24 protein-coding genes and 1 tRNA gene are annotated in these 25,208 nt (G+C 31.8%); 14 read left to right on the top strand and 11 right to left on the bottom strand.

Annotation, left to right across the window (positions count from 1 at the left end; translation table 11 throughout):
- Positions 1 to 6: 6 nt before the first annotated feature.
- On the bottom strand, positions 7 to 447 hold the full coding sequence (gene rplU / locus P9515_RS07290; RefSeq protein WP_011820808.1) for a 50S ribosomal protein L21: 441 nt from the start codon (positions 445 to 447) through the stop codon (positions 7 to 9).
- A 142-nt stretch (positions 448 to 589) separates the two neighbouring features.
- On the opposite strand from rplU, the gene kaiB reads away from it, so the two are divergent.
- Both kaiB and kaiC read left to right on the top strand, forming a co-directional pair.
- Positions 590 to 916: a circadian clock protein KaiB gene (kaiB, locus tag P9515_RS07285; protein ID WP_011820807.1), complete on the top strand. Its 327-nt coding sequence runs from the start codon at positions 590 to 592 to the stop codon at positions 914 to 916.
- A gap of 61 nt (positions 917 to 977) precedes the next feature.
- On the top strand, positions 978 to 2,507 hold the full coding sequence (kaiC, locus tag P9515_RS07280; RefSeq protein WP_011820806.1) for a circadian clock protein KaiC: 1,530 nt from the start codon (positions 978 to 980) through the stop codon (positions 2,505 to 2,507).
- On the opposite strand, the gene P9515_RS07275 is transcribed toward kaiC, so the two are convergent.
- Positions 2,504 to 4,573: a HAMP domain-containing sensor histidine kinase gene (locus P9515_RS07275; RefSeq protein ID WP_011820805.1), complete on the bottom strand. Its 2,070-nt coding sequence runs from the start codon at positions 4,571 to 4,573 to the stop codon at positions 2,504 to 2,506. The genes kaiC and P9515_RS07275 overlap by 4 nt on opposite strands.
- Positions 4,574 to 5,911 (bottom strand): phosphoribosylamine--glycine ligase, encoded by a 1,338-nt coding sequence (purD, locus tag P9515_RS07270; RefSeq protein WP_011820804.1) that lies wholly within the window; start codon positions 5,909 to 5,911, stop codon positions 4,574 to 4,576.
- Positions 5,912 to 6,044: 133 nt separating this feature from the next.
- Between purD and purC the strand changes: the two genes are divergently transcribed.
- Genes purC through msrA form a run of 7 tightly spaced genes read left to right on the top strand, consistent with a single transcriptional unit; the run spans position 6,045 to position 12,918 of the window.
- Complete coding sequence (purC, locus tag P9515_RS07265; protein WP_011820803.1) at positions 6,045 to 6,773, top strand: phosphoribosylaminoimidazolesuccinocarboxamide synthase; 729 nt, start codon at positions 6,045 to 6,047, stop codon at positions 6,771 to 6,773.
- 42 nt (positions 6,774 to 6,815) lie between these two features.
- Positions 6,816 to 8,960, top strand: coding sequence for a BamA/TamA family outer membrane protein (locus P9515_RS07260; RefSeq protein WP_011820802.1), 2,145 nt, complete (start codon positions 6,816 to 6,818; stop codon positions 8,958 to 8,960).
- Complete coding sequence (gene lpxC, locus P9515_RS07255) at positions 8,961 to 9,797, top strand: UDP-3-O-acyl-N-acetylglucosamine deacetylase (RefSeq protein ID WP_011820801.1); 837 nt, start codon at positions 8,961 to 8,963, stop codon at positions 9,795 to 9,797.
- 18 nt (positions 9,798 to 9,815) lie between these two features.
- Positions 9,816 to 10,274, top strand: a complete 459-nt coding sequence (fabZ, locus tag P9515_RS07250; RefSeq protein WP_011820800.1) for a 3-hydroxyacyl-ACP dehydratase FabZ — start codon at positions 9,816 to 9,818, stop codon at positions 10,272 to 10,274.
- A 4-nt stretch (positions 10,275 to 10,278) separates the two neighbouring features.
- Complete coding sequence (lpxA, locus tag P9515_RS07245; RefSeq protein ID WP_011820799.1) at positions 10,279 to 11,121, top strand: acyl-ACP--UDP-N-acetylglucosamine O-acyltransferase; 843 nt, start codon at positions 10,279 to 10,281, stop codon at positions 11,119 to 11,121.
- Positions 11,118 to 12,296, top strand: coding sequence for a lipid-A-disaccharide synthase (lpxB, locus tag P9515_RS07240; protein WP_011820798.1), 1,179 nt, complete (start codon positions 11,118 to 11,120; stop codon positions 12,294 to 12,296). Before lpxA ends, lpxB begins: the two co-directional genes overlap by 4 nt.
- A 16-nt stretch (positions 12,297 to 12,312) precedes the next feature.
- Positions 12,313 to 12,918: a peptide-methionine (S)-S-oxide reductase MsrA gene (msrA, locus tag P9515_RS07235; RefSeq protein WP_011820797.1), complete on the top strand. Its 606-nt coding sequence runs from the start codon at positions 12,313 to 12,315 to the stop codon at positions 12,916 to 12,918.
- Here msrA and P9515_RS07230 read toward each other — a convergent pair whose 3' ends face one another.
- A complete protein-coding gene (locus P9515_RS07230; RefSeq protein WP_011820796.1) occupies positions 12,919 to 14,406 on the bottom strand; it encodes a leucyl aminopeptidase in 1,488 nt (495 codons plus the stop codon).
- A gap of 23 nt (positions 14,407 to 14,429) precedes the next feature.
- The gene (locus P9515_RS07225; RefSeq protein WP_049750658.1) at positions 14,430 to 15,041 is read right to left on the bottom strand and encodes a hypothetical protein; all 612 of its coding nucleotides are present in this window, start codon (positions 15,039 to 15,041) and stop codon (positions 14,430 to 14,432) included.
- A gap of 151 nt (positions 15,042 to 15,192) precedes the next feature.
- Between P9515_RS07225 and P9515_RS07220 the strand changes: the two genes are divergently transcribed.
- The 3 genes from P9515_RS07220 to pyrF are packed head-to-tail and all read left to right on the top strand — an operon-like array spanning position 15,193 to position 17,502.
- Positions 15,193 to 15,516, top strand: coding sequence for a DUF1825 family protein (locus tag P9515_RS07220; RefSeq protein WP_011820794.1), 324 nt, complete (start codon positions 15,193 to 15,195; stop codon positions 15,514 to 15,516).
- Positions 15,517 to 15,537: 21 nt separating this feature from the next.
- A complete protein-coding gene (tyrS, locus tag P9515_RS07215; protein WP_011820793.1) occupies positions 15,538 to 16,776 on the top strand; it encodes a tyrosine--tRNA ligase in 1,239 nt (412 codons plus the stop codon).
- A gap of 6 nt (positions 16,777 to 16,782) precedes the next feature.
- Positions 16,783 to 17,502: an orotidine-5'-phosphate decarboxylase gene (pyrF, locus tag P9515_RS07210; RefSeq protein ID WP_011820792.1), complete on the top strand. Its 720-nt coding sequence runs from the start codon at positions 16,783 to 16,785 to the stop codon at positions 17,500 to 17,502.
- On the opposite strand, the gene plsY is transcribed toward pyrF, so the two are convergent.
- From plsY to P9515_RS07185, 5 genes are read right to left on the bottom strand one after another with little or no spacing between them, the layout of a single operon-like run.
- On the bottom strand, positions 17,492 to 18,088 hold the full coding sequence (gene plsY, locus P9515_RS07205) for a glycerol-3-phosphate 1-O-acyltransferase PlsY (RefSeq protein WP_011820791.1): 597 nt from the start codon (positions 18,086 to 18,088) through the stop codon (positions 17,492 to 17,494). The genes pyrF and plsY overlap by 11 nt on opposite strands.
- A gap of 5 nt (positions 18,089 to 18,093) precedes the next feature.
- A complete protein-coding gene (locus tag P9515_RS07200) occupies positions 18,094 to 19,104 on the bottom strand; it encodes a DUF3086 domain-containing protein (protein ID WP_011820790.1) in 1,011 nt (336 codons plus the stop codon).
- Positions 19,105 to 19,132: 28 nt separating this feature from the next.
- Positions 19,133 to 19,543, bottom strand: a complete 411-nt coding sequence (locus P9515_RS07195) for a DUF3119 family protein (RefSeq protein WP_011820789.1) — start codon at positions 19,541 to 19,543, stop codon at positions 19,133 to 19,135.
- Between the two features lie 4 nt (positions 19,544 to 19,547).
- Positions 19,548 to 20,303 carry an MlaE family ABC transporter permease gene (locus P9515_RS07190; RefSeq protein ID WP_011820788.1) on the bottom strand — a complete coding sequence of 252 codons (756 nt, stop codon included), beginning with the start codon at positions 20,301 to 20,303 and terminating at the stop codon, positions 19,548 to 19,550.
- A gap of 9 nt (positions 20,304 to 20,312) precedes the next feature.
- Positions 20,313 to 21,662: an MFS transporter gene (locus P9515_RS07185; protein ID WP_011820787.1), complete on the bottom strand. Its 1,350-nt coding sequence runs from the start codon at positions 21,660 to 21,662 to the stop codon at positions 20,313 to 20,315.
- A 109-nt stretch (positions 21,663 to 21,771) separates the two neighbouring features.
- Here P9515_RS07185 and P9515_RS07180 point away from each other — a divergent pair.
- A tRNA-Gly gene (locus P9515_RS07180) sits at positions 21,772 to 21,842 on the top strand.
- A gap of 1 nt (position 21,843) precedes the next feature.
- Here P9515_RS07180 and P9515_RS07175 read toward each other — a convergent pair.
- Positions 21,844 to 23,877: a glycogen debranching protein gene (locus tag P9515_RS07175; protein WP_041710642.1), complete on the bottom strand. Its 2,034-nt coding sequence runs from the start codon at positions 23,875 to 23,877 to the stop codon at positions 21,844 to 21,846.
- 615 nt (positions 23,878 to 24,492) lie between these two features.
- Here P9515_RS07175 and P9515_RS07165 point away from each other — a divergent pair.
- Positions 24,493 to 24,768 carry an HU family DNA-binding protein gene (locus P9515_RS07165; RefSeq protein WP_011132955.1) on the top strand — a complete coding sequence of 92 codons (276 nt, stop codon included), beginning with the start codon at positions 24,493 to 24,495 and terminating at the stop codon, positions 24,766 to 24,768.
- Positions 24,769 to 25,208: the final 440 nt, after the last annotated feature.

The following is a 25,208-nucleotide window of genomic DNA, read 5'->3' as shown; positions in this document are numbered from 1 at the left end:
TAAAAATTAGTTTTCGGGTTTTGATGCTTTAGAGCTAGTACTCTTTTTTGTTGCTTCTGTTTTTGGAGAAGATTTTGGAGTACTTTTGGATATTGATATAGATTTTACCATAACTCTTGTCAGTTCTTGTCTGTGACCCATTTTTCTACGGGTCTTTTTTTTAGGACGCATTTTATATACGATTATTTTTTTATCTCTTTTATGAGAAACGACTTCTAGCTCAATTTTTGCATTTTTTATGTAGGGCTTTCCAATAGAAACATTTTCTTTATCTTTTATTAGGAGAATTTTATCAATAGTAATTTTATCTTTTTCCTTTGCATTTAATCTATCAATATCGTAGTATCTATCAACTTCAAACCAGAATTGTTGGCCCGAAGTCTCAGCTATTGCATACAAATCGTTACTCGAAGAGGAGTTATCTGAAGATTTTTTTGAAGAAGTCATATATTAGGGACGCACCCAGGCTCAAATGTTTTAATTTGATTCAGCCTGATAAGCAGTCGTAAGGTTTTTTCATTTTCTTATTTTATAGTGTAATTAGTCAAGGTTTTTATTAAATTCTTTATTAAATTTGGAGAACTAACAAATGGCGGCAAGAAAAACTTATATTCTAAAACTTTACGTAGCAGGTAATACTCCTAATTCAATGAGAGCTCTAAATACTCTTAAAGAAATTCTAGAAAATGAATTTAAAGGAGTTTATGCTTTAAAAGTAATAGATGTCCTTAAACAACCACAACTTGCAGAAGAAGATAAAATTTTGGCTACTCCAACTCTTGCCAAGATTTTACCTCCGCCTGTTAGAAGAATAATTGGTGATCTGTCAGATAGAGAAAAGGTTTTAATAGGTTTAGATTTACTTTTTGATGAATTATCAGAGAGTGAATTGAATGGGGGTAAAAAAAATAAATAAAACTTTTATAATAAAGTTAAATAATAAATAAGTTAAAAATAGCTATTTTCGAAAAACATCTATGAAAGAAAAAAAAATTAACAAATCAAATAAAATGCAAGTCCAGAAATTACCTACGGGTATAGATGGCTTTGATGATGTTTGTAGGGGAGGCTTGCCGGCTTCGAGAAGTACTCTTGTTAGTGGCACCTCTGGCACTGGTAAAACTGTTTTTTCTTTACAATATTTACATCATGGGATTTGTAATTTCGATGAACCAGGGATTTTTATTACCTTTGAAGAATCACCTTTAGACATAATCAGAAATGCCGCTAGCTTCGGATGGGATTTACAAAAATTAATTGATCAAAATAAACTTTTTATTTTGGACGCATCACCTGATCCTGATGGACAAGATGTTGCGGGCAATTTCGATCTTTCTGGTTTGATTGAAAGGATTAGTTACGCGATAAGAAAATATAAAGCAAAGAGAGTGGCCATAGACTCAATAACGGCGGTTTTTCAGCAATATGATGCTATTTATGTTGTAAGAAGAGAGATTTTCAGACTTATTGCAAGATTAAAAGAAATTGGTGTTACTACTGTAATGACAACAGAAAGAGTGGATGATTATGGTCCAATAGCTCGTTATGGAGTTGAGGAATTTGTATCTGATAATGTAGTACTGCTTAGAAATGTACTCGAGTCAGAAAAGAGAAGAAGAACACTAGAAGTCTTGAAATTAAGAGGTACAGTTCATATGAAGGGAGAATTCCCGTTTACGATGGGAGATGATGGTATAAGTGTTTTTGCCTTAGGAGCGATGAGATTAACTCAAAGATCCTCAAATATCAGAATAAGTTCAGGAGTTAAAGATCTAGATGAAATGTGTGGAGGTGGTTATTTCCAAGATTCAATAATTCTGGCTACTGGTGCCACTGGCACAGGTAAAACTATGCTGGTATCAAAGTTTATTGAGGATGCTTATAACAATAATGAAAGAGCAATACTCTTTGCCTATGAAGAATCTAGAGCTCAACTAAATAGAAATGCTACTAGTTGGGGAATTGATTTTGAAAAAATGGAAAGTGATGGGTTATTAAAAATTATTTGTGCATATCCTGAATCAACGGGTTTAGAAGATCACTTACAGATTATAAAAACGCAAATAAATCAATTCAAACCTAAGAGATTGGCAATCGACTCCCTCTCAGCATTAGCTAGAGGTGTAAGTTTGAATGCTTTTAGACAGTTTGTGATTGGAGTTACGGGGTATTCAAAGCAAGAGGAGATAGCAGGTTTCTTCACAAATACTGCTGAGGAATTTATGGGAAGTCATTCCATTACAGACTCTCACATATCAACTATTACAGACACTATATTATTACTGCAGTATGTAGAGATTAAAGGAGAAATGGCAAGAGCAATAAATGTATTTAAAATGAGAGGCTCATGGCATGATAAAAGGATTAGAGAATATATAATTACAAGTAGAGGTCCTGAAATAAAAGATTCATTTTCAAATTTTGAACAAATATTTAGCGGTGCCCCTCATAGAGTTATTTCTGATCAAAATATACAGAACGTATTTAAAGGAATTGATAAAATTTAGATAATTTCACTTACTTGAGAATCAGAAAAATTTTCTGTAGTATTAATTGTTTGAGTAATAAGTTCATCTTTATCTGATTGTTCTAGAGGTAAATCAAACCAAAATGTTGTACCAATACCCAGCTCACTAGCCATTCTAATTTCACCACCATGTTTCTCAATTATCCCTCTGACAATTGATAGACCTAATCCTGTACCTTGTTCTGTATGAACAGCATTTTCAACTCTATAAAAACGATCAAATATTTTCTCTTGATCGGGCTGAGATATACCGGAACCTGTATCAGCAATCTCAATTCTTACCTTAGGTAAAGGTGAGACCAATTCACATTGAGGCGCTTCATTATTGTCGTTAGGAGGAAAGGCTGGGCAAGAATCAGGCCAAGTATAAGCCCTAATTTTAAGAGTGCTATTTTTCGGACTGAATTTCAAACCGTTACCCAATAAATTATCAAACACTTGTAAAAGCAAGTCAAAATTTCCCAGAATTAATGGGATGTTTTCCTCTATGTCATGAGCTAAGGCAACATTTTTTTCAGAAGCATTAAGTCTATAATTTCTAAGAGTTTGTTCTATCGCTGGCTTTATTTCCATTGGTTCTAATTGAATAATTTTACCTGACTCTAATCTTGATAAATCAAGTACATCATTAACTAGTCTTGTCAATCTGTCAGTCTCTGAATTGGCAATTCCCAGAAATTCTAGTTGCTCCTCATTAGAAAGTTGATCTTTTAAATCGTATAAAGTCTCTACATAACTTTTAATATTAAAAAGTGGAGTTCTTAATTCATGAGAAACATTGCTAATAAATCTATTTTGTGCCGCATTAAGCTCAACCTCTCTTGTTAAATCTTGGATAGTTACTGCTATTCCTTTTAATTCGATTTTATTTGTATCTAAAACAGATTGTAAAACAATTCTTAAAGTTCTTGCAGGTTCCCCTAAGCTACACCTTAAATCATCACTTTCTTTTTCTCTATTTAAGATTGATTCAATATTTGTGTGTAAGTCATTAGATAGGATTTCAGGGATTTCATTTAAAAGATATTTACCTTCTAAAAATCTTCCTTCCCATCGAAATAGTCTTTTTGCAGTTGGATTAGTGAGAACAATTTTGCCTTTTGAGTCCAGCAATATTGCTCCATCAGCCATTGTGGCTATAAGTGACTGTTGTTTTACTTGGGCGGCTTTAAGCTCTTCAATATTTGCTTCATCATAATTCTCTAATTGAGAAGCCATTCTGTTAAAGCCAGTAAGTAATTCGCCTAGATCTCCGGTCATCGGTAAAGAGATCCTCGATTTGAAATTACCTTTTGATATTTCTCTAACACCTCTTACTAATTCTCTTACTGGTCTCGTAATAGTTAAAGCATTAAATACTGCTCCAAGTATCACTAAAACCCAAATAGAAATGAAAACTGCTATTGTTACTTCCCTAGTTAGAGCAGCACTGGCTAAAGCTTTTTTGTTAGGTGTAACTCCTAAAGCTAATGTTCCTAGATACTTGCCTTTCCATAACATAGGCACAAATACATCAGTAACTTGGCCTTGGGGAGTGGTATGTTGTCTCACTAATGGAAATTGAGGCCTTTTCTTTAATTCCTTTGGTAACTTTAATTTTCTAGTTAATTGAAATTGATTATCTGAACTTGTGGGAGTAGCACTAATTGGAATACCAAGTTGAACAATATCATCAGCATTGGTAAAAAAAATATAACGCAAATTTCTACTGGATCTCCAAAACTTTTCTGCAACATTTGATATTTCTTGCTTTTGATTATTCGCAACTAGTTCTGTAACGTTCCCTGAAAGTAATAGACCCAAATCTCTTGCGTATCTTGTGTCATTCATACCTGCATCTCTTTGAATACTATTAAGAGCAAAAAAAGTAATACCAGTCATTAATAGACTTACAACAAGGGTTGCTATTGCTAATAATTTTGTTCTTAAGCTGAAACCACTCCACCATGTTAAAACTCTATTTGAAAGAGATTCGTAACTATCATCCTCAATAGTTTGGTTTGAGGAACTTACTTCTATTTTTTTAGTTTCATTGCTATTTATCATTTAATTAATCTCGTCATCTAAAGTTTTTGTTCTGACTTGATGACCAATATCTTTTCTATAAAAAATCCCTTCAAAACTTATCTCTTTCAAATTTTTGTATGCTTTTTCAAAAACTTTGTCGAAATCCTTACCTTGACAAACAATACTAAGTACTCTTCCACCATTAGTTATAACTTCACCATTTGAATTTAAAGATGTGCCCGAATCAAAAATTTGACAATCTTCTTTATCAATATTCCCGAAATCTATAGGAAAACCAATTTCGTATTTAAGAGGATAACCTTTTGAAGTTGCGATTACACAACCACTAAATTTATCAGGCATTTTAATTGTTTCGTTACCGATAAGATTGCCTTTTGAACATTTTTGTAAAAGAATCACAAAATTTTCATCCAATAAAGGCATTATCGTTTGGCATTCCGGATCACCAAACCTACAATTGTATTCTATAACTTTCGGACCTGATTTTGTGATCATTAGTCCAAAATATAAAACGCCTCTGTAGTCAATATTCTTTTTCAACAATGTATTAATTGTTGGCTCAATGATTTCATTTGTAATCTTTTCAAGATTAGTTTTTGTTATGAGTGGAGTAGGAGAATAGGCTCCCATACCCCCTGTATTAGGCCCTTTATCATTCTCGTTAAGTCTTTTATGATCTTGTGCTGTAGGAAGTAAAACGTATTTTTTCCCATCACAAAGAGCAAAAACTGAGACTTCTGGACCTTCAATTTTTTCTTCCAAAACAATTGTTTTTCCAGCATTGCCAAACTTACCTTTAAATATTTCTTCCGTAGCTTGAAGAGATGACTCTTTTGTCTCAGGGATATAAACTCCTTTCCCTGAAGCTAATCCATCAGCTTTTACTACTAATGGATTTGGAGATTTAAAAATAATTTCTTTTGCTTCCTCTAATGATTTAATTTTCCAGAAATTTGCAGTAGGGATTTTTGCCTCTCTCATAAATTCCTTCGCCCAAGATTTGCTTGATTCTAATTTGGCTCCATCTGAGCCAGGTCCAAATACATCAAAATTGTTTTTTCGAAGAATTCCTCCTAATCCATCTGCTAAATAAGTCTCTGGACCTATTACTACTAAATCAATATTTAGTGATTTCAGTTTTTTTATTAATGCTTCAATATTATTTAAATCTAAATTTATTCTCTCAGATTTATTTATATTTTTTGAGCCAGCATTTCCTGGAAGTAAATAAATTCTTTTGATTAATTCGTTTTTTTGAATGGCCCATGCCAATGCATTTTCTCTTCCACCATTACCAATTATTAAAATATTTTCTAATTTATTAGAATTTTTAGAGTTGTTTGAATTAATACTCATGAATTCGTTTATTAAATATATTAAGGTTTGGAAGAAAAATCAGTTAAAATTGTATTAATAAAACTATAAAACGTTTCTAATGCCAGTAAACAGTCTAATTATATTCTATTTTTAAATTGCAAAGGATTTTTTCATGAATAGTAAATTTGGGTTGATTTATGAAGGGAAAGCAAAGAAAATATTTGCTCATAAAGATTCAGATAAAGTAATTATTGAATTCAAGGATGATGCCACGGCTTTTAATGCATTAAAGAAAGCTAAATTTGAAGGTAAAGGAGAATTAAACTGCCTTATTAGTTCAAAAATATTTGAGTTCCTTATCAAAAATAATATACCAACACATTTTCTTGAGTTAAAAAATAATAATTCAATGATTGCTCAGAAAATAAAAATTATCCCCCTTGAAGTTGTTTTAAGAAATATTGCATATGGTTCTCTTTGTAAGCAGACCACGATTAAACCCGGATCAGTTTTGGAAAGACCTTTGATTGATATTTATCTTAAAAATGATAATCTCAACGATCCTCTCCTCACAAAAGATAGAATAAATTTATTAAAAATAATCGATAATAAAGAGTTAGAATTTATTAGTGGTATGACTTTAAGAATTAATAAACTACTCAAAAAATTTTTCTTTAATATCAACCTAAAGTTAGTAGATTTTAAATTAGAATTTGGTTATAACTCTAAGGGTGAAATCGTTTTAGGTGATGAAATTAGTCCTGATAATTGTAGATTATGGGACTTAAATCAAAGTAATGGTACAATAGTAAGCCTAGATAAAGATAGATTTAGAAATGATTTAGGAGGCTTTATTGAAGCTTATGGTGAAATTAATAAACGAATAAACGATTTCATTTAGTCCCAAACACGATTCTATTTATTTATCTTGATTCACATTACTATGCGAAATAATCTTTCAAAATATACAAAAGTATTTACAAGCATAGCTTGCTTCTCTTTATTATTGATTTCAAATAATTCTGAATTAGCTGCTAAGTTTCTACCTGATAAAGAAGAAGACCACAATAAAATTAAAAACAATCCTCAAAATACAAATCAATATTCAAATGATTCAACATCAGCGTTTGAGTTTGTTCAAAAAAATAATGTATTAATAGTAGACAATAGCGGAGATAATGCTGAAAAGAATGTACTTATTTCAGAAATAATTATTGAAGGATGGGAAAATCATCCGGAAGGGAGAAAGCTAGAACTAGCTGCTTATGACTCTATGACAATTAAGCCGGGAAGCGTTATTAATAATCAAATTTTAAAGGATGATTTAAATTCAATTTATGCCAGCGGATGGTTCGCAGGCGTAAAGATTAAATCTCAAGATGGCCCATTAGGAGTAAGAATAATAGTAAGCGTTGTGCCTAATCCAATCTTTAAAAAAGTTGAACTTAATCCCAAAAATTTAATTATTCCTAATGAAATTGTGGATGATATTTTTACTAATTATTACGGAACCACTCTTAATTTAAATGAACTCCAAAATAGAATAAATTTAATTAAAAAATGGTATGAAGAAAAAGGTTATTCCCTCTCAAGAATTAATGGTCCTGAAAGAATCTCTGGGGCGGGAGTTGTCAGTTTAAATGTAGATGAAGGTATCGTTTCTGATATTGAATTAAGGTTTCTTGGATCAGATGGAGAACCTAATGTTGATGGAAAACCTAGAAAAGGAAAAACAAAGGATTGGGTTATCAAGAGAGAATTGAAGACAATCCCAGGTTCAATATTTAATAGAAAAATATTAGAAGCAGATATTAAAAGACTTTATGCCACTTCGTTGTTTGATGATATTAAAGTTTCTCTTGGACCTGATAATAAAAATCCCGGACAAGTCAGAATAATCTTGGATTTTAGTGAACAACGAACAGGATCTCTAACAGGTGGTCTTGGTTACAGTACTACTTCTGGTATCTTTGCACAAATTGGTCTTCAAGAGACTAATACTTTAGGAAGGGCTTGGTCAACAAGCATAAATCTCAATTTTGGAGAATACTCAACAACTTATAATTTCTCATTAGCTGATCCTTGGATTAAAGGAGATAAACATAAGACTTCTTTTAGAACAAATGTTTTTCTAAGTCGAGATTATCCTCAAGAATTCAAAAGTGAAAAGAATGGAAGAATATATGCTGTCAACGATACAACAACAGCTAGTACTGATACTTTGTCATCAATAGTTTTGGAAAAAACAGGAGGTGGATTCTCATTCTCTAGGCCTCTAAACGGTGGAGATCCTTTTAAAGAATCTAAGTGGAGAGTTCTTGCAGGGATGAATTTTAAAAAAGTAGAAATGATTGATAGTAGTGGTAATGTAAAACCTTATGGGGATATAACTCCGACGACTGGTAATATTAATGAAATCATTTGCATTGGATATACCCCTGAGGATGGTTCTTGTCCATCTGCAAATACATTAGTTAGTTTTATTGGCTCTACCTCGCGGAATAACTTAAACAATACAATTAATCCAACTTCAGGAAATAGATTTACCCTTGGAAGTGAACAGTTTATTTCAGTAGGAAAAAACTCTCCAACTTTTAATAGAGTTAGAGCTACATACTCATTTTTCATTCCAACAAAATTTTTAAACCTGTCAAAAGGATGTAGGAGCACTGATGTTGTTAATAGTGATTGCCCTCAAACTATTGGATTCGAATTTAAGGCTGGAACAATTGTTGGAGAATTGCCTCCGTATGAAGCATTTTGTCTTGGAGGTCCTTCCTCTGTCAGAGGCTGGAGCTCCTGTGATCTGGCAGTAAGTAAAAGTTTTGTGGAAGCAACTGCTGAATATCGATTCCCTGTCTGGAGAATGATATCAGGAGCATTATTTGCTGATATTGGAAGTCATCTATGGTCGCAGAATGCCGTTCCGGGAAAGCCTGGTCAATTATTACGAAAAGCTGGGACTGGTTATTCTCTGGGAGGAGGAGTGGGTGTTAAGACCCCAGTTGGACCATTAAGATTAGATGTAGCTAGTAAAGAATTAAGTGGTGATTGGAGATATACTCTCGGAGTTGGATGGAAATTTTAAGTGTTTTCATGGCCTCCTAATTATGATTTCTGTTATACGCTCTCTGGTGTTATCACTAAAGAGGGAATAGGACTGCATAGTGGAGAAAAGACAAGAGTTAAAATTTCCCCTTATGAAAAAGAGGGATTTTATGTTTCCTTTGCAGATAATCCTGATGAGATTTTTAAGCTAGATCAAAATTTAATTGGAAGTACTATGTTATGTACTGCAGTCAAATTAGCAGGTAGAAATTTATATACTATTGAGCACTTATTAGCCTCACTTGCAGGCTGTGGATTGAGCTATATACATATTGAAGTTGATGGAAGAGAAATACCACTACTAGATGGATCAGCAATTCAATGGGTCAAGGCCTTTGAAGAAGTTGGCATTAAAAAAGTTCCTAAACCAGCAAACTTTATAAGAGAAATAAATAAATCGATCATTTTTAATAAAAACAATTCAGTTATTGCTTTAACTCCATCTAATAAAATTACAATTATTTCAACAATAAGTTTTTCGTATAAAGCAATTGGAAATCAAACTTATGTAATAGATTTGAGTCCGAAATGTTTTGTTGAAAATATAGCTCCCGCTAGGACATTTGGTTTTAAGGACCAATTTCAAGAGTTAAGTGAACTTGGATTAATTAAAGGAGGGAGTTTAGAAAATGCTCTTGTCTGTGATGGTGATAAATGGGTTAATCCTCCATTAAGATTTAGTAATGAACCTATAAGACATAAAATTTTAGACCTTATTGGGGACTTGGCTTTGGTAGGCTTACCAAAGGCACAAATTTTAGTATATAAGGGATCACATTCTTTAAATGCTTTATTGGCCTCATCATTAAAAAATTAATTTTATCTTTTTTAAGTTTTGGACAAGCAATTACTAAGTGAAAATAATCAACTATCTTCTGAGGAAATACTTGGTCTTTTGCCACATAGATTCCCTTTCGCTCTGGTAGATAGAGTTATAGAACATATTCCGGGACACAAAGCTGTTGCATTGAAAAATGTAACTATAAATGAACCTCAATTCCAAGGTCACTTCCCAGAAAGACCTTTAATGCCAGGAGTGCTTATTGTTGAATCAATGGCTCAAGTAGGAGGAATTATTGTAACTCAAATGCCCGACCTCCCAAAAGGACTCTTTGTTTTTGCAGGAATTAATAATGTCAAATTTAGAAGACCGGTGCTACCTGGCGATCAATTAGTGATTACCTGTGAGTTATTAAGCATTAAAAGACAAAGGTTTGGGAAGGTAAAAGGTGAAGCACATGTTGATGGGAAATTAGTTTGCTCAGGCGAATTGATGTTTTCATTAGTTGATTAATAAAATGGAGATTAAAAATACCAAACGAAATCCAGATTTTCGAGGTGCGAGAGTGCACCCCAATGCAGTTGTCGATTCAAGTGCAGAATTGCATGATGGAGTTTCTATCGCTAGTGGAGCTATCGTTGGACCAAACGTAATAATAGAATCAGGCACCAAAATAGGATCTAATGCTGTAATTGAAGGGAAAACCAAAATAGGTAAAGATAATAAAGTTTTTCCAAATGTTTTTATAGGACTTGAGCCCCAAGACCTTAAATATCAAGGTGCATCTACGGAGGTGATTATTGGAGATAACAATACATTTAGAGAGTGCGTAACTATTAATAAGGCAACTGACGAAGGAGAAAAAACAATTATTGGGAATAATAATTTATTAATGGCATACACTCATATTGGTCATAATTGCGTACTTGGTAATGGGATTGTTTTATCAAATAGTGTCCAGGTTGCTGGTCATGTAAAAATTGAAGATAATGCAATTATTGGAGGTTGTTTAGGTATTCATCAATTTGTACATGTGGGATATCTCGCAATGATTGGAGGAATGACAAGAGTAGATAGAGACGTTCCTCCTTTTTGCTTGGCAGAAGGACATCCTGGTAGATTGAGAGGTTTAAATAGAGTAGGAATTAAGAGGAGTGGGCTGATGGAAAATGAAGAATTTGATTTGAAATTATTGCAAAATACATGGAATCTTTTATTTAAGTCTAATGATGTAATTTCTATTTCATTGGGTATGGCGATGAAAGGAAAATTAGATATTTCTTCTGCTAAACTTTGTGAATTTGTAAAAGATTCAATATCAAAGCAAAGAAGAGGACCAATGCCTTCCGTTAATTTATGAATAAAAAGATATTCATAAGTACTGGAGAAGTTTCAGGAGATTTACATGGAAGTTTATTAGCTAATGCATTATTTAATGAGGCTGAAAAACGTTCTGTTAATTTAAAAATATATGGCTTGGGTGGGGAAAGGATGAGAAAAGAGGGTGTAGAAATTTTACAAGATACTACTTCAATAAGTGCTATTGGTATTTGGGAGGCTTTGCCACTCATCATTCCTACAATAAAAATACAAAAAAAATTTTATAAATCACTTAAAAACTTTTCCCCGAATTGCTTAATATTAATTGACTATATGGGTCCTAATATTAAAATTGGACGACAATTAAAAATTGAGAAGAATAAAATCCCAATTTATTATTATATCGCTCCTCAAGAGTGGGCTTGGCGAGTTGGGAATAATTCGACGACGGATCTTATAAGTTTTTCTGATAGAATTTTTGCAATTTTTAAACAAGAAGCAAATTTTTATAAAAGAAGAGGCGGTAATGTTTTATGGATTGGACATCCAATGATCGATCTTATAAAAAAACTACCTACTAAAAAAGAATCTAGAAAAATTCTTGAACTTCGTGCAAATGAAAATATTTTACTATTAATGCCAGCATCAAGACCTCAAGAATTAAGATATGTTCTACCCGTTTTTATGCAGGCAGCCAGAAAATTACAACAAAAATATCCAAATCTAATCGTTTATATCCCATCGTGTAGAGCTGTTTTTGATGCTAAATTCGAACAAGCTTTAGATAAATACAAAGTTAAAGGAAAGGTAGTATCTCAAAAAGATATCGATAAATTTAAAACTCATATTTATTCATTAAGTAAATTAGCCTTATGTAAATCAGGAACGGTAAATATGGAATTGGCTTTATATGGGATACCTCAAATCGTTGGATATAGAGTGAGTAGAGTTACAGCATTTATTGCAAAAAAGATTCTCAATTTCAAAGTGAAATTTATTTCGCCAGTAAATTTATTAGTTAAAAAGTTAATTATTCCTGAATTCGTTCAAAAAGAATTTGATGTAAAAAAAATATACGATAAAGCTTGTCTGGTTATAGATCAAAAATCAGAAAAAGCAAAAATCTTAAAAGGTTATGCTCAATTAAAGAAAGAGTTAGGACAACAAGGTGTGGCCAAAAGAGCTGCTGAAGAGATTATTAATTCTTTAATTTGATGCTTATAATTGAAAAATGACTTATTTTTTCTCACTAATTATTGTATTTTCAATAATAGTAAATCCTATAAATACTTTCGCTGAAGAAGTAACCCTCGCTGGAGGATGTTTTTGGTGTTTAGAGCATGATTTAGAGTCATTAAAAGGGGTTAATTCAGTTATTAGTGGATACTCCGGAGGGAATTTACAAAACCCTACTTATGAAAATCATGATGGACACCAAGAAGTTGTTTTAGTAGATTATGACTCTGAAGAGGTGGCTTTATCAGAAATATACAGAATATACCTAAGAAATATTGATCCACTTGATGGAGAAGGTCAATTTTGCGATAGAGGGAACTCTTATAGACCTGTAATTTTTTTTGAAACTTCAGATGAAAAGAATGAAGCAAGTAAATCCCTCCTTTCTGCTTCAAAAGAATTAGGCGTCAAATTAGAACAAATTAATGTTGAACTAAAACCAAAAAGTCAGTTTTGGGAAGCGGAGGATTATCATCAAGATTTTGCTATTAGGAATGAATTAAAATATAAGTTCTATAGATTCTCTTGTGGCAGAGATCAGAAATTAGATAAAATATGGAAAGACAATGCTAGATCAATGAATGCTTGGTCTCAAGAATAATTATTTATTATCTTGACGTTTATTTTTAATCCATTGGACTAAAGTTTTAACTCCGAATCCTGTAGCTCCTAAGGGGTTAATTCCTTTACTTTTGTCAGTCCAACAAGTTCCAGCTATGTCTATGTGAGCCCATTTTATTTTGTTATCAAAAAATTCTTCTAGAAATAATGCAGCAGTTATTGATCCGCCTGCCCTTGGCCCAGTATTTTTCATGTCGGCAATATGAGACTTAAGACCATCCTTATAAGATTTTTGTAAAGGCATTTGCCACAATGCTTCTCCAGCTTGGGATGATGCTATTTTTAAGTCCTCTGCCATCAAATGGTTGTTGGTCCAAAAACCAGCTACATCATTTCCTAATGCGACAACAATAGCTCCAGTCAAAGTAGCAAGATCAATTATTGAATCAGGTTTTAAATTTGAGGCATAGGTTAATGCATCGGCCAATGTAAGCCTACCCTCAGCATCAGTATTGTTAATCTCAATTGTCTTGCCATTTGAAGCTTTTATTACGTCCCCTGGATGAACAGCGGATCCATTGATCATATTCTCGCAAGCTGCCACAATGAAATGTATTTCTAATCCGTCTGGCTTTATAGCCCCGAGTGCTTTGGCGGCTCCTAAAACCGACGCGCTACCACCCATATCATATTTCATCATTTCAATTTGAGAAGCTCCAACTTTTAGGTTGTATCCTCCTGAGTCAAAGGTTAAACCTTTTCCCACTAATGCAATCTTTTCTTTTATGGGACTTTTTGACTTTAAAGTTAAGTGAATAAATTTAGGTTCTAAATCAGAACCTTTAGCTACTGCTAAATATGCACCCATTCCTAAATCTTCACATTCTTTTCTATCGAGGATTTTAATTTCTAAACCATGTTCTTTAGCTATTATTGATGCTTGTCTAGACATTTCTAGTGGAGTAAGACTATTTGGGGGGGCAGCCACCAGCCTCCTTGCAAGCTCAACACCTTCACAAATATATTCTGTCTCATTGAAGTTTATATTTTCAAATTTATTTAAATTCAAAAATTCAATTTCCTTTAGAACTTTTTTATCATCCTTTTTGCTATTAAATCGATTATCTTTATAGGCTGATAATCTTGCTGATTCTCCCAAAGATCTAATTTCTTCTGGAGAATTTATTAAATTCCAAGGAAACATGATACTAACTTTTTCATCTTTATCATCGTTTTTTCTTATGACGTCTGCTAATAAATTTTTTATATCATTAATATTTATATTTTTTCCTTTACCAAGACCAATAATCTTCAGAGATTGTAATTTTTGATCAAAAAAATCGAAGTTTAAGATCTTTCCCTTTTCTCCTATGAATTTTTTTTGATTAATTTTTTCCAATAACAACTTTGAATCAATAATGCAAGAAATTTTTTCTAATTGGCTCTTAAGATCCTCTTCAACAATTCCAAATATTAAAATAGAACCTTGCCAAGTATTAAGATCTTGTTGGAAATTTGAAAATTGCATTTTTAAAAAGATTTAATTAATTTTTAGTTGTTTGTAAAAGTTGTTGACCACCTATCTCTAGTTTCCTTATTAAATGGCGGCATCCATAGATATATTAGTTTCTGTTCTAATTTACGTCTTGATTTAGCATTTTTGGGAACATCTAAAAAAAAACGTATATCTAACTGACTAGTTAGATTGTTATATGCTAGCGCTTCTTTATAGTTACTAAGGTAATTTTTGCAGTCATGCTCACCCTTCCATCTTTTATTAGCTGAATTGGTTTCCCCTATATAGAGAATTATTTGAGAATTTTTCATATTATCAATTACAAAATACATGGCTGGACCATTGTGCACTGATTGATTTGTTCTCCAAAAATTTAAGGATAATCCTTGTAGTGAGAATGGATAAATTTTTTTAGGATCAATATTTTCATTATCGGGTATGACCGACTGTTGAGAAATATTATTTTGGTTATCTTCCTCAATTTTTGATTGATACTTATAAATTCTATTTCGCCAGATCATTAGGGTTTTACTTTTGACTTTGAGAATATTTGATAAAGGCAAAGTGATTGAAGTATCCACTGAGGAACTAAATAATTCAAATTGCTTATTTTGATTAGAAATTTTTTTGTTATTAGAGTTTTCCAAATTTATTTATTGCGTCTAAGAATTTTAATTCTGAATCAAAATTATACATAGAATTATTTATAAACTAAAATTTTATTAATCTTATAATCAATCAACAAGATTCTTGTTATCTTGGTATAGAAGTAAACTATTGATGAAATTAAAATAAAAAATGAGCTTTTTCGAGTCAGATATAGTTCAAGAAGAAGCTAAAAAGCTTTTTACAGATTATCAAGAACTGATGAAACTTGGTTCTGATTATGGAAAATTTGATAGAGAAGGAAAAAAAATGTTTATAAAAAAAATGGAATCACTTATGGAGCGTTATAAAGTTTTTATGAAAAGATTTGAATTATCAGAAGATTTTCAAGCTAAAATGACTGTAGAACAATTAAAAACACAATTAAGTCAATTTGGTATTACTCCTGATCAAATGTTTGATCAAATGAACAAAACATTGATAAGAATGAAGGAAGAGCTTGATAAGTCTTCTTAACTTCCTAAAATTGAAATTTTCATGGTAGATAAATTTGAATTGCCAAAATGGCTCACGAGGGGAATAGAAGAATCATTCCCACTCAAAAACTTTGATCAAACACTTGCATATAAAATTGATGAGGCAAATAAAAATAAAAAAAAATTAAGAGTAAAACTTGGTATTGATCCAACTGGAACTGATATTCATCTTGGTCATAGCATTTTATTCAGAAAACTTAGAGCATTCCAAGATAATGGTCATGTAGCGGTACTAATAATTGGAGATTTTACTGCACAAATAGGAGATCCAACAGGAAAAAACAAAACAAGAGTTCAATTATCCGAAGAAGAGGTTAAAGAAAACTCAAAAACTTATTTGAATCAACTTGGTATGGGTAAATCTTCTGATAAATCTATTTTGGATTTTGAATCAGAAGATAGGATAGAAATTAGATACAATAGCGAATGGTTAAAAAATCTAGACCTTAATTCAATTATTGAACTAATGGGAAGATCTACAGTTAGCCAAATGCTTGCTAAGGAAGAATTTAATAAAAGATATAACGATCAAACCCCAATTGCATTACATGAATTTCTATACCCATTACTACAAGGCTATGATTCAGTGATCGTGAATTCGGATATTGAACTAGGTGGAACTGATCAGAAATTTAATATTGCCATAGGAAGGGATTTGCAAAGGCACTTTAAAAAAGAACCTCAATATGGAATATTGCTACCGATTTTAACTGGCTTAGATGGAATTAAAAAAATGAGTAAATCAGAATTCAATACTGTTGGCTTGAGCGAGGATTCACTATCTATGTATTCAAAATTAGAAAAAGTACCTGATCAACTTATTCCATCATATTTCGAATTGCTTACAGAATTAGATTTAAGTTTCATTAAAGAAACCAATCCTCGAGATTTACAAAGACTTATGGCTTTGGAAGTTACATCTTTGTACCATGGGAAGAAAGAAGCATTAAAAGCACAATCTAATTGTGAAAAAATTTTTCTAGGCCTTAAAGAAAAAGTTGGAGATATTCCAATAATTTCTTTAAAAGAGATAGTATTTCCTGTAAAGCTTTTTTATTTGCTTAGCTCATTAAATTTATTTAAATCAAGCAGTGAATCAAAAAGATCTATTAAAGGTGGTGGTGTGAAAATTGATAGTAATAAATTAGTAAATCCAGACCTTGTTTTTGATTCGAAAGAAGCTTTAAAAGGTAAAATTTTGCAAATTGGCAAAAAAATAATTAAAAGATTTGAGAATTGATTTTAAATGAACAAAATTAATTTAGAAGATAAAATAATATTAGCTATTGACGGATTAAATATTCAAGAAGCAAAATTATTTCTTGAGAGATGTCCCAATATTAAATGGGTAAAAGTTGGATTAGAACTGTTTACAAGGGAAGGCCCTAATGTAATAAAATTTTTGAAAGATTTAAATAAAAAAATTTTTTTAGATCTTAAATTTCACGATATTCCAAATACTATGGAGGCTGCTTGTTATGAGGTTTCCAAATTAGGAGTTGATATTATATCTGTTCACGCTTCTTCAGGTTATAAAGCACTCACCTCATCAAAAAATGCATCTTTAGATGGAGCAAATTTAGCTAGTGTGAATCCTCCCAATATTGTAGGTATAACTGTTTTAACTAGTTTCTCTAGTGAAGAATTTAGAAATGATCTTGATAGGAAGAACTCTATTGAAGAGAATGTTGTTAGGCTCGCAAAATTATGTTTTGATGCAGGATTAGATGGATGCGTTTGTTCCCCATGGGAGGCAAAAAGATTGAGATCAATTTATAAAAATAATTTCGAGTTGATTACACCTGGTATAAGAACTAAGACTCAAAATAAAGATGATCAGAATAGAATAATGACTCCCTATGAAGCGTTAAAAAATGGAGCTTCTAGATTGGTTATTGGAAGAGCTATTTCAAAAGCTAAAGATCCTAATAAGGTTTTTTTAGATATCTGTAATTCTATTTATTAAGGCTATTAATCTTTGATTCTTCTCCTTTAATAAGACGTCTGATATTTGTTCTATGCTTCAAAATAACTAATATTGATACAACTAAACTAATTAAGAAGTAAGGATGATTAGTTACTCCGATATCCAAAAACATGAAAAGCGGTAAAAAAAATGCAGCTAAAATACTTGATAAAGAGACTATCTTAGATTTTGAAAGAATTATTAAAAAAATTCCCAAAGATGCAAATCCTACCTTCCATGAAAGAGCGATAAACATTCCTAATCCAGTGGCTACAGCCTTACCACCTTTTCCTTTTAACCATATTGGCCATATATGTCCGGAAACAGCAGAAATTCCTGCCAAAACTTCAAATAAGTGTTGATTTGTATAACTTTGAGAAAGTTTCACCGCAAGAAGACCTTTGCCTACATCAATAATAAAAACGAAAAAAGCAGGCCATTTGCCCACGTTTCTTAAAACATTAGTTGCTCCTGTAGATCCAGACCCAATAAGTCTTAAATCTATATTTTTTAGAAATTTTCCAAATAAAAATCCTGTTGGAATTGATCCTAAAAAATAACTGAGAACGATAATAATAATTGTCATAGATTTTAGTTTAGTTCTAGATCATCATATATTTCATCATTTGAGCCCTCAAAGGCAAGCCATAATGGAAATTGAAGAATTGGAATTTCTACAGATGTTTCAGCGGCATCGACAATAATGAATGGTAATTCCTCATTGGCCTCTAATCTATCAGCTCTTTCAATAACGCCTTCAGACCTCTCAAAAAGGACAATGCCACTATTAGGTCCAAAATCATCTCTTGTAAGACCCAAGGAATCTTGTAAAATTCTTCTCCATTCTCCTAATCTTTCAGGTTCAGAAGCTAAAATTAAAGTCTGAAACTGATCGCCATATAATTCACCAAGAATAGCTATTAATCCAGCAGACAATAAAGCATTTTTTTGTCTTGAACCTCTACTTTCTAATGAACCTCTCCCACCCATATTAAAGAACCAATCGTTCATTACTTCTATATCTGAGGAATCAAGGCTTCGTCTTAATTTCCAAGGTTCTGAATAAAAATCAGGCTGTTCAGTAAAAGTTGATAAACAATTTCTAATTATTTTTTCATCGGGTTTAAATGTTTCAGATAAAGCAGGAATACTAATAAATTCATTTTTGTTTGAAACTTCTTTTTTCTCATCAAGAGGAGAAGGCTTAACAACTATCGGTTGTGATACTAATTCCAGTTTTTCAACATTTTGTGAGAGGTTCTGTAAAGAGCCGGTTAAATATTCTTGGAATCCCTTTACTCTTTTGGCTATATTATCTGATTGCCCCTTAAAATTTGATTCTATTTCTTTGTCTAATTCATTTTTTTTTGTTTCTAACTCTTTTATTTCTCTAAGTAAAGAGATTTTTTTTGAAATAAGCTCGCTAAAGATTTCATTAGAAATATCATCTAGAGATTTATTGCTTTTTTTGCTTACCGAATCAACCTTTCTACTTTGAGTCGTTTTATTTTTGATATTTGGATCAGCATTTGTTTTTGTAATCGATTTATTAATTATTGGTTCCTTTTCAGGATTATTATTAGAAACTTTGGTATTAGTCATTTAAATAAAATGGTGTTTAATCAAAAATTTAGTTTTCAAGGTTTTTAATTTCCAGAGATTCAACTTTCTTTATAAGTTCACTTTTTAATTGTTGTGGATTAAATAGTATAGGTAATAAATGAGGACTAGACTTTTCTCTAAAGTAAAAAATACCAGGGATTATGGGGAAAAAGAATTTCCAAGAGATCCAATTTTTAAATGGAAATGTCCTAATTTCTTTTCCTAGTTGCAAAACAACGAAATCTTCATCCGTAATTTTTATTCTTAAGGTGAATGATTGAAGCAGTAAAAAAAAGCTAAACGAAGCAAATACTATTGTTGGCCAATAACCAATATTTAGAAATAGGAGCATAAAACTCAAAATTATAAGGATTATTGGTAATTGAAATGATGGTGAGATTGTTACTGGTTCTTGCATCTTTGATTTAGTATTAAACATAGATTTATCCAAATAATATTTGTGTTAGTACTACATCCATTAAAGATACAGTAACAAGAGTCATTACAACTGCACCTGTTGTACTTGTCCCGACTTCTTTGGGTCCTCCTTTTGTAGTAAGGCCATATCCACAAGCAATAATTGATATTAATAATCCGAATACTACGGATTTTATTATCATAGAGGATAAGTCTGAACTGCTTAAACTTACATTACCAGAACGTACAGAAGTCCAAAAAACTGAGGGGGGAACGTTATAAAAAATTGTGCTCCAGATTTGGCCACTCCATAAAGCAACTGATAAAAATAAAAGACATTGTATTGGTGACATAATTATCATGGAAAGTAATCTTGGAACTACTAAATATTGAATTGGTTCAGTTCTTAACATTGTTATAGCTTCTATTTGTTCAGTAACTTTCATGGTTCCAAGTTGGGCTGCATAGGCAGTGGCTACTTTGCCTGTCATTAAAGTGGCTGTTAGAAGAGGAGCCATTTCTCTTGCCATTCCTACAGCTAGCAAGCCGCCTATTTCACTTGAAACCCCCATGCTTGTTAACTGAGAAGCGACTTGAATATTAAAAACTGTACCAGCAGCGACACCTGTTATTAATACAATTAATAAACTTCCAGGGCCTGATTCCATCAGTTGTTCAAAAAGGTCATTTTTGGAAATTTTCCCTTTGAAAATATAATTAATTGCTTGCCCTCCAATTATGAGGCTGTTTACAAGTCTTTTAAAAAATTTTGGATAATACATATATTTATATTAGTTGGGCAATAATTTTTGATCCCATTTTCGCATTATAAGTACTCCAGTAATTACTAATAAAGAAGGTATAAAACCAATGCATAATCTTATGGTTAATTGAGCTAAAGATGATTGTTCAATAATATTAAAACTGGAATTGTCGACAATGCATGATTGATAACCAGATATGTATAGTAATAAGCCTAGTATTTGAACACTTAGACCAATACCAATTTTCTGAATAAGAACCATCCAAGCGGTATATAGTCCTGCTGGTTTTTCTGGATCTTCATCTATCGCATCAGGAAGAAGTGACCATGGAATTAGGTAAGCAGTTGAAGCACCTATACCAATTAGACAAATAATGATAATTAAAACTATAAATAGAATAAAGTTATTAGTATTTAGAAATACACCATCTCCCAAAGATGAAACTTTGGATAAAGAAGGTAAAAATAATGCTGCTGTACATGAAACTATCCAAATAATTGCCCCATAGTTAAAAGCTGAAATTCTGTTTAATTTATTTGAAACTCTTGCCCATATTTGTAATCCTAATAATGCACTTATTTGGAAGGGTATTGGAACCCAGTTAGCAATTTCTGAAGGCACATTCAGTACATCTTCTACATAAATTAAGGCAACTGTTTGCATTAACTGTAAGGCGCACCAAAGTAAAATATATAAAGAAATCACTTTGAGAAATTTTTTATTATTAAATATTCTTTTAAATTGGAGTTTAATTGGTTCGACCTTCCCAGATGGTTTCCTAGCTTTTTTGGCATATGGAGCTAATCCCCAACAAGATATTAAGGTTGTTGTTACCGCTATAAACCCACTGATTTTACCCATTAAGAAATATTCGTTATTAGCCAATCCTTTTGAATTTAAAACCACTCCAGCTATTATTAATCCAGTTAAACCAGCTATTATTGATCCAGTAAATCTCGCGGCATTTAATCTAGTTCTGATTGAAGTTTTTTCTGAAATTTCAGTAGATAAAGCGGCGAAAGGAAGATTGATGCTTGTATAAGCAGTCATTACGATTATTGAAATTAAAGTATAATAAAGTGTTTTGTTTATGACAGAACCTGCAGGTATCCACCATATTGCCGCTAAAGAAAGCCCAAGAGGTAAAGCTGCAACAAGCATCCAAGGTATTCTTGGTCCCCATTTAGATTTTGTCCTATCACTTAACCATCCAATTAATGGATCATTTATCGCATCCCATATCTTTATCAACATTAATAATGAACCCGCAATTAAAACTGGTAAACCTGCCGAACAAATAAAGAACCTAAAGAGAAAGAATCCAAATTGTGTGGCTGCTAAGCCTGTACCAGCATCTCCAAGTCCATAAGAGAGCATTAATCTTGTTCTTGATCCTGTTATATTTTTTGAGTGTGAATTTTCCAATCTTTTTTGTTTGTTGATTGTTTGATAATGTATTATTGCAAATGTAATTCTATTACTTATTGCGGGCGTGGTTTAGTGGTAAAACCTCAGCCTTCCAAGCTGAAGATGCGGGTTCGATTCCCGCCGCCCGCTTTTAGAATATAATATTTTTTGTTCCAAATACTTCTTCTGAAATAATTAATACAGAGCTCCTATTTTCTACTGTAATAGATTTATGTTCTAGGGGAATAGGCATGATAGTTCCAGACTCGTTAGTATCAACAACTTTAAGCCATTTGCTTTTAGATTCTGGCAGGTGAAAATCAATACTTTTTGTATATGCATTTAGGCCTGCCCATATTAAAGGATTATTTTTACCTTTATTCATACTAAAAGCAATTGTATGTGACCAGCTACTCCAATCTGGGCTTTCTAACTTTGCACCATGCCAGTAGTAATTAACTAAATTATCAATATCTTTTCTATTTTGTGGAGAGATAGGATTAAAAAATTTAATAAATTTTTTTCTGATTTTTATTAGATATTTAAGATAAGTTAATAACTCTAAATCTTGTTGGCTTTCATCCCAATTCATCCAACCCAAGGAATTATTTTGGCACCAAGAATTGTTATTACCGCCCTGAGATCTTCCGATTTCATCACCCATTAGTATCATAGGGACTCCTTTTGAGATTAATAAACTTAAAAGGAAATTTTTTTGTTGCCGCTTTCTTAATTTTTTAATAAATAAGTTTGATGTAGGTCCTTCCACTCCATGATTCCATGAATTGTTGTGGTTATCTCCATCTCTATTTTGTTCTTTATTTGCAAAATTATGCTTTTTATTAAAAGAAACTAAATCTTTTAGTGTAAATCCATCGTGAGAAGTTATGAAATTAATAGACTTTGGGAAAGAAATATTCTCTTTGTAATGTGATGGACTGCCTTTGATTTTGTCACTCATATTCCAAGCCGAATCTTTATCCCCTCTCCAAAATCTTCTTAAATCATCTCTGAAATGACCGTTCCATGTAAACGTTTTCTTTGAAGGGAAATTATTTAATTTGTATAATCCTCCACAATCCCAAGGCTCACTAATTAGTTTTATATCGGCAAGTTCAGGCTCACATTCAATATCTTCAAAAATTGGTGGATTATCAAGTGGGACAAGATCTTCTCCTCTAGATAAGGCAATTCCTAAATCAAATCTAAAACCATCAACGCCAAATTCATTTGCCCAGCACTTTAATGACTCTATTATTAATTTTCTAACTAACCCTCTATTTGCTGCAATTGTATTGCCACAACCAGTAACATCCTGATAATTTTTATCTTTATCGATGAAATAGTAAAGATTTTCATCTATTCCTTTCCAAGATATTGCTGGCCCCCCGGAATCGCCTTCAGAGGTATGGTTGTATACCACATCTAAAATAACCTCAATATTTTCTTTATGGCATTCTTCCACAAATTTTCTAAATTCTTCTCTATTTTGTTCGGCAGATTTATTTGAAAGATATTGAAAATGAGGAGTAAACCAGTTAATAGGACTATAACCCCAAAAATTTTCTAATCCATTAGGAGCATCATTTGGGTCAAAACAAAATACTGGAAGTAATTCAATACTTGTTATGCCAAGTTCTTTTAGATATGGAATTTTTTTTAAAAATTTTTTAAAGCAACTTTCATCTTCATTAGAGGATTGAGTAAATGCTTTGATATGGAGCTCATAAATTATTGTTTCTTCCCAAGAGTGTTTTGGTCTAGGGAAATTTTTAAAATTAAAAACTTTCCTATCACAAACAACACTTTTGAGACATGAATCCATGTTATCAAAATTATTTAGCGCATTTTTTCTAGAGTATTTACTCCATCCTGTAATGCCTCTTGAACAAGGATCAATTAAAACTGTTTTAGAATAATCTTTATTAGGCTCGTTTACCTTCTGCTTTATTCTGAAGGCGTAGATAGATCCTTCCTTGAGATCGTTTATTTCCGCATGCCAGTAAGGCCCAGTCTTATGATTTTGATCTAATTTGAAGATTGCTTTTGGAGCAACTGAATCTTCTTTCTCAAATACTAAAATTTCTATATATTCTGCGTTTGTAGCTATTAAAGAGAAATTGACTCCTTTTGATGTTATTGAACTTCCTAGAGGCAATGGGTTCCCAAGCTTTATATCATTCACTGTGTCGTTATTTCTTTGATATTTTTATGAATGAACAAATTTAATAAAATTATCCAGACATCTGAATCATAAGTCCAAAGTTTAAAAAAAAAATCAAATTTGATGTTTCACTCATCAATATTTTAAATATAAAGTTCTTAATAAGATTGTTAAAAGATCTTTCCCCTCTTTTTTTTATGTTTAATTCCTTAGTTCAAACATTGCGATGTTACTGAATTTTTTGATTTTGAAGTAGAAATAATGTTTCCTCATGTGCTGAGAAGGAAATATATCTGAAAGTTAATAAAAAATAATAAATATTTGAAATTCTTTAATTAATTACTTTTAAATTTAATTCTTTCAATTATTAGAGAATAAACTTTCCCGGGAAAAGCAGTTATTGCAATACTTCTGCATTGATAATTAGGCTTGATCACTTTTGTCATTATTAAAGTTTTAGATCTAAATTATATTTTTGAATTGCTAAAAATGTCATTAAATTTTGTATAAAGCTTTGCGCCACCGGCATTTTCGGTTGCCGTATTCGTGTTTGCTCCATATGATATGCAAGTTCGAGGTAATTAGACTTGATTTCAAAACTCTTGTCTTTCAAATCTCTGCTATACAAACAATTCAATGAACAAAGCTGATTTAGTAAATCTTGTAGCTGCTCGTACTGAGCTCACAAAAACAGATGTATCTTTAGTTGTTGATGCAGCTATTGAAACGATTGTTGATTCAGTAGTGGAAGGCAAAAAAGTCTCCATACTAGGATTTGGTTCTTTTGAACCAAGGGACCGCTCTGCTAGACAGGGCTTAAACCCAAAGACAGGTGAAAAAATAGCGATTCCTGCTAAAAGAGTTCCAACATTTTCAGCAGGAAAACTTTTTAAGGATAGAGTTCAAGGCTAATATTTTAATAGCTTAATTTGTCCTTATTAAAGGTGCTCAAAAGGAGCACCTTTTTTTTTAGAAAAAAGGATTAATTATTTTTTTAATATTATTAACATGATTTTTATGTGGGGGGATTTTAAATTTTTGACTCTTTTTAGTTATAAGAAATTTATCAGTTTCTCAACACTTTTGTTTTTCTTATTACCAAATCATTGTGTCGCTGAACAGTTAATGACTAAAAGGGAGATTTTAAAAAAATCTAGTGAATGTTTAAAAGATTTTCGCTATAAGAAGTGTAGTCACTTATTTTTCGAAATTGAGAAAATACAGTTATTAGAGTCTGATCAAAATAGATATAAATGTCAGGGAAGCCTTTTGGGTTTACAGACGGAACTTATTGAAGCTTATTACTTTAAAAAGTCAAAGAAAAATAAGAAAGCTATTATGATTCCATATGT

It is taken from the genome of Prochlorococcus marinus str. MIT 9515 (assembly GCF_000015665.1).
In the GTDB taxonomy this organism is placed as follows: Bacteria; Cyanobacteriota; Cyanobacteriia; order PCC-6307; family Cyanobiaceae; genus Prochlorococcus_A; species Prochlorococcus_A marinus_P.
Note: the sequence above shows the minus strand (reverse complement) of the source record. Positions and strands in the feature narration are given on the sequence as shown.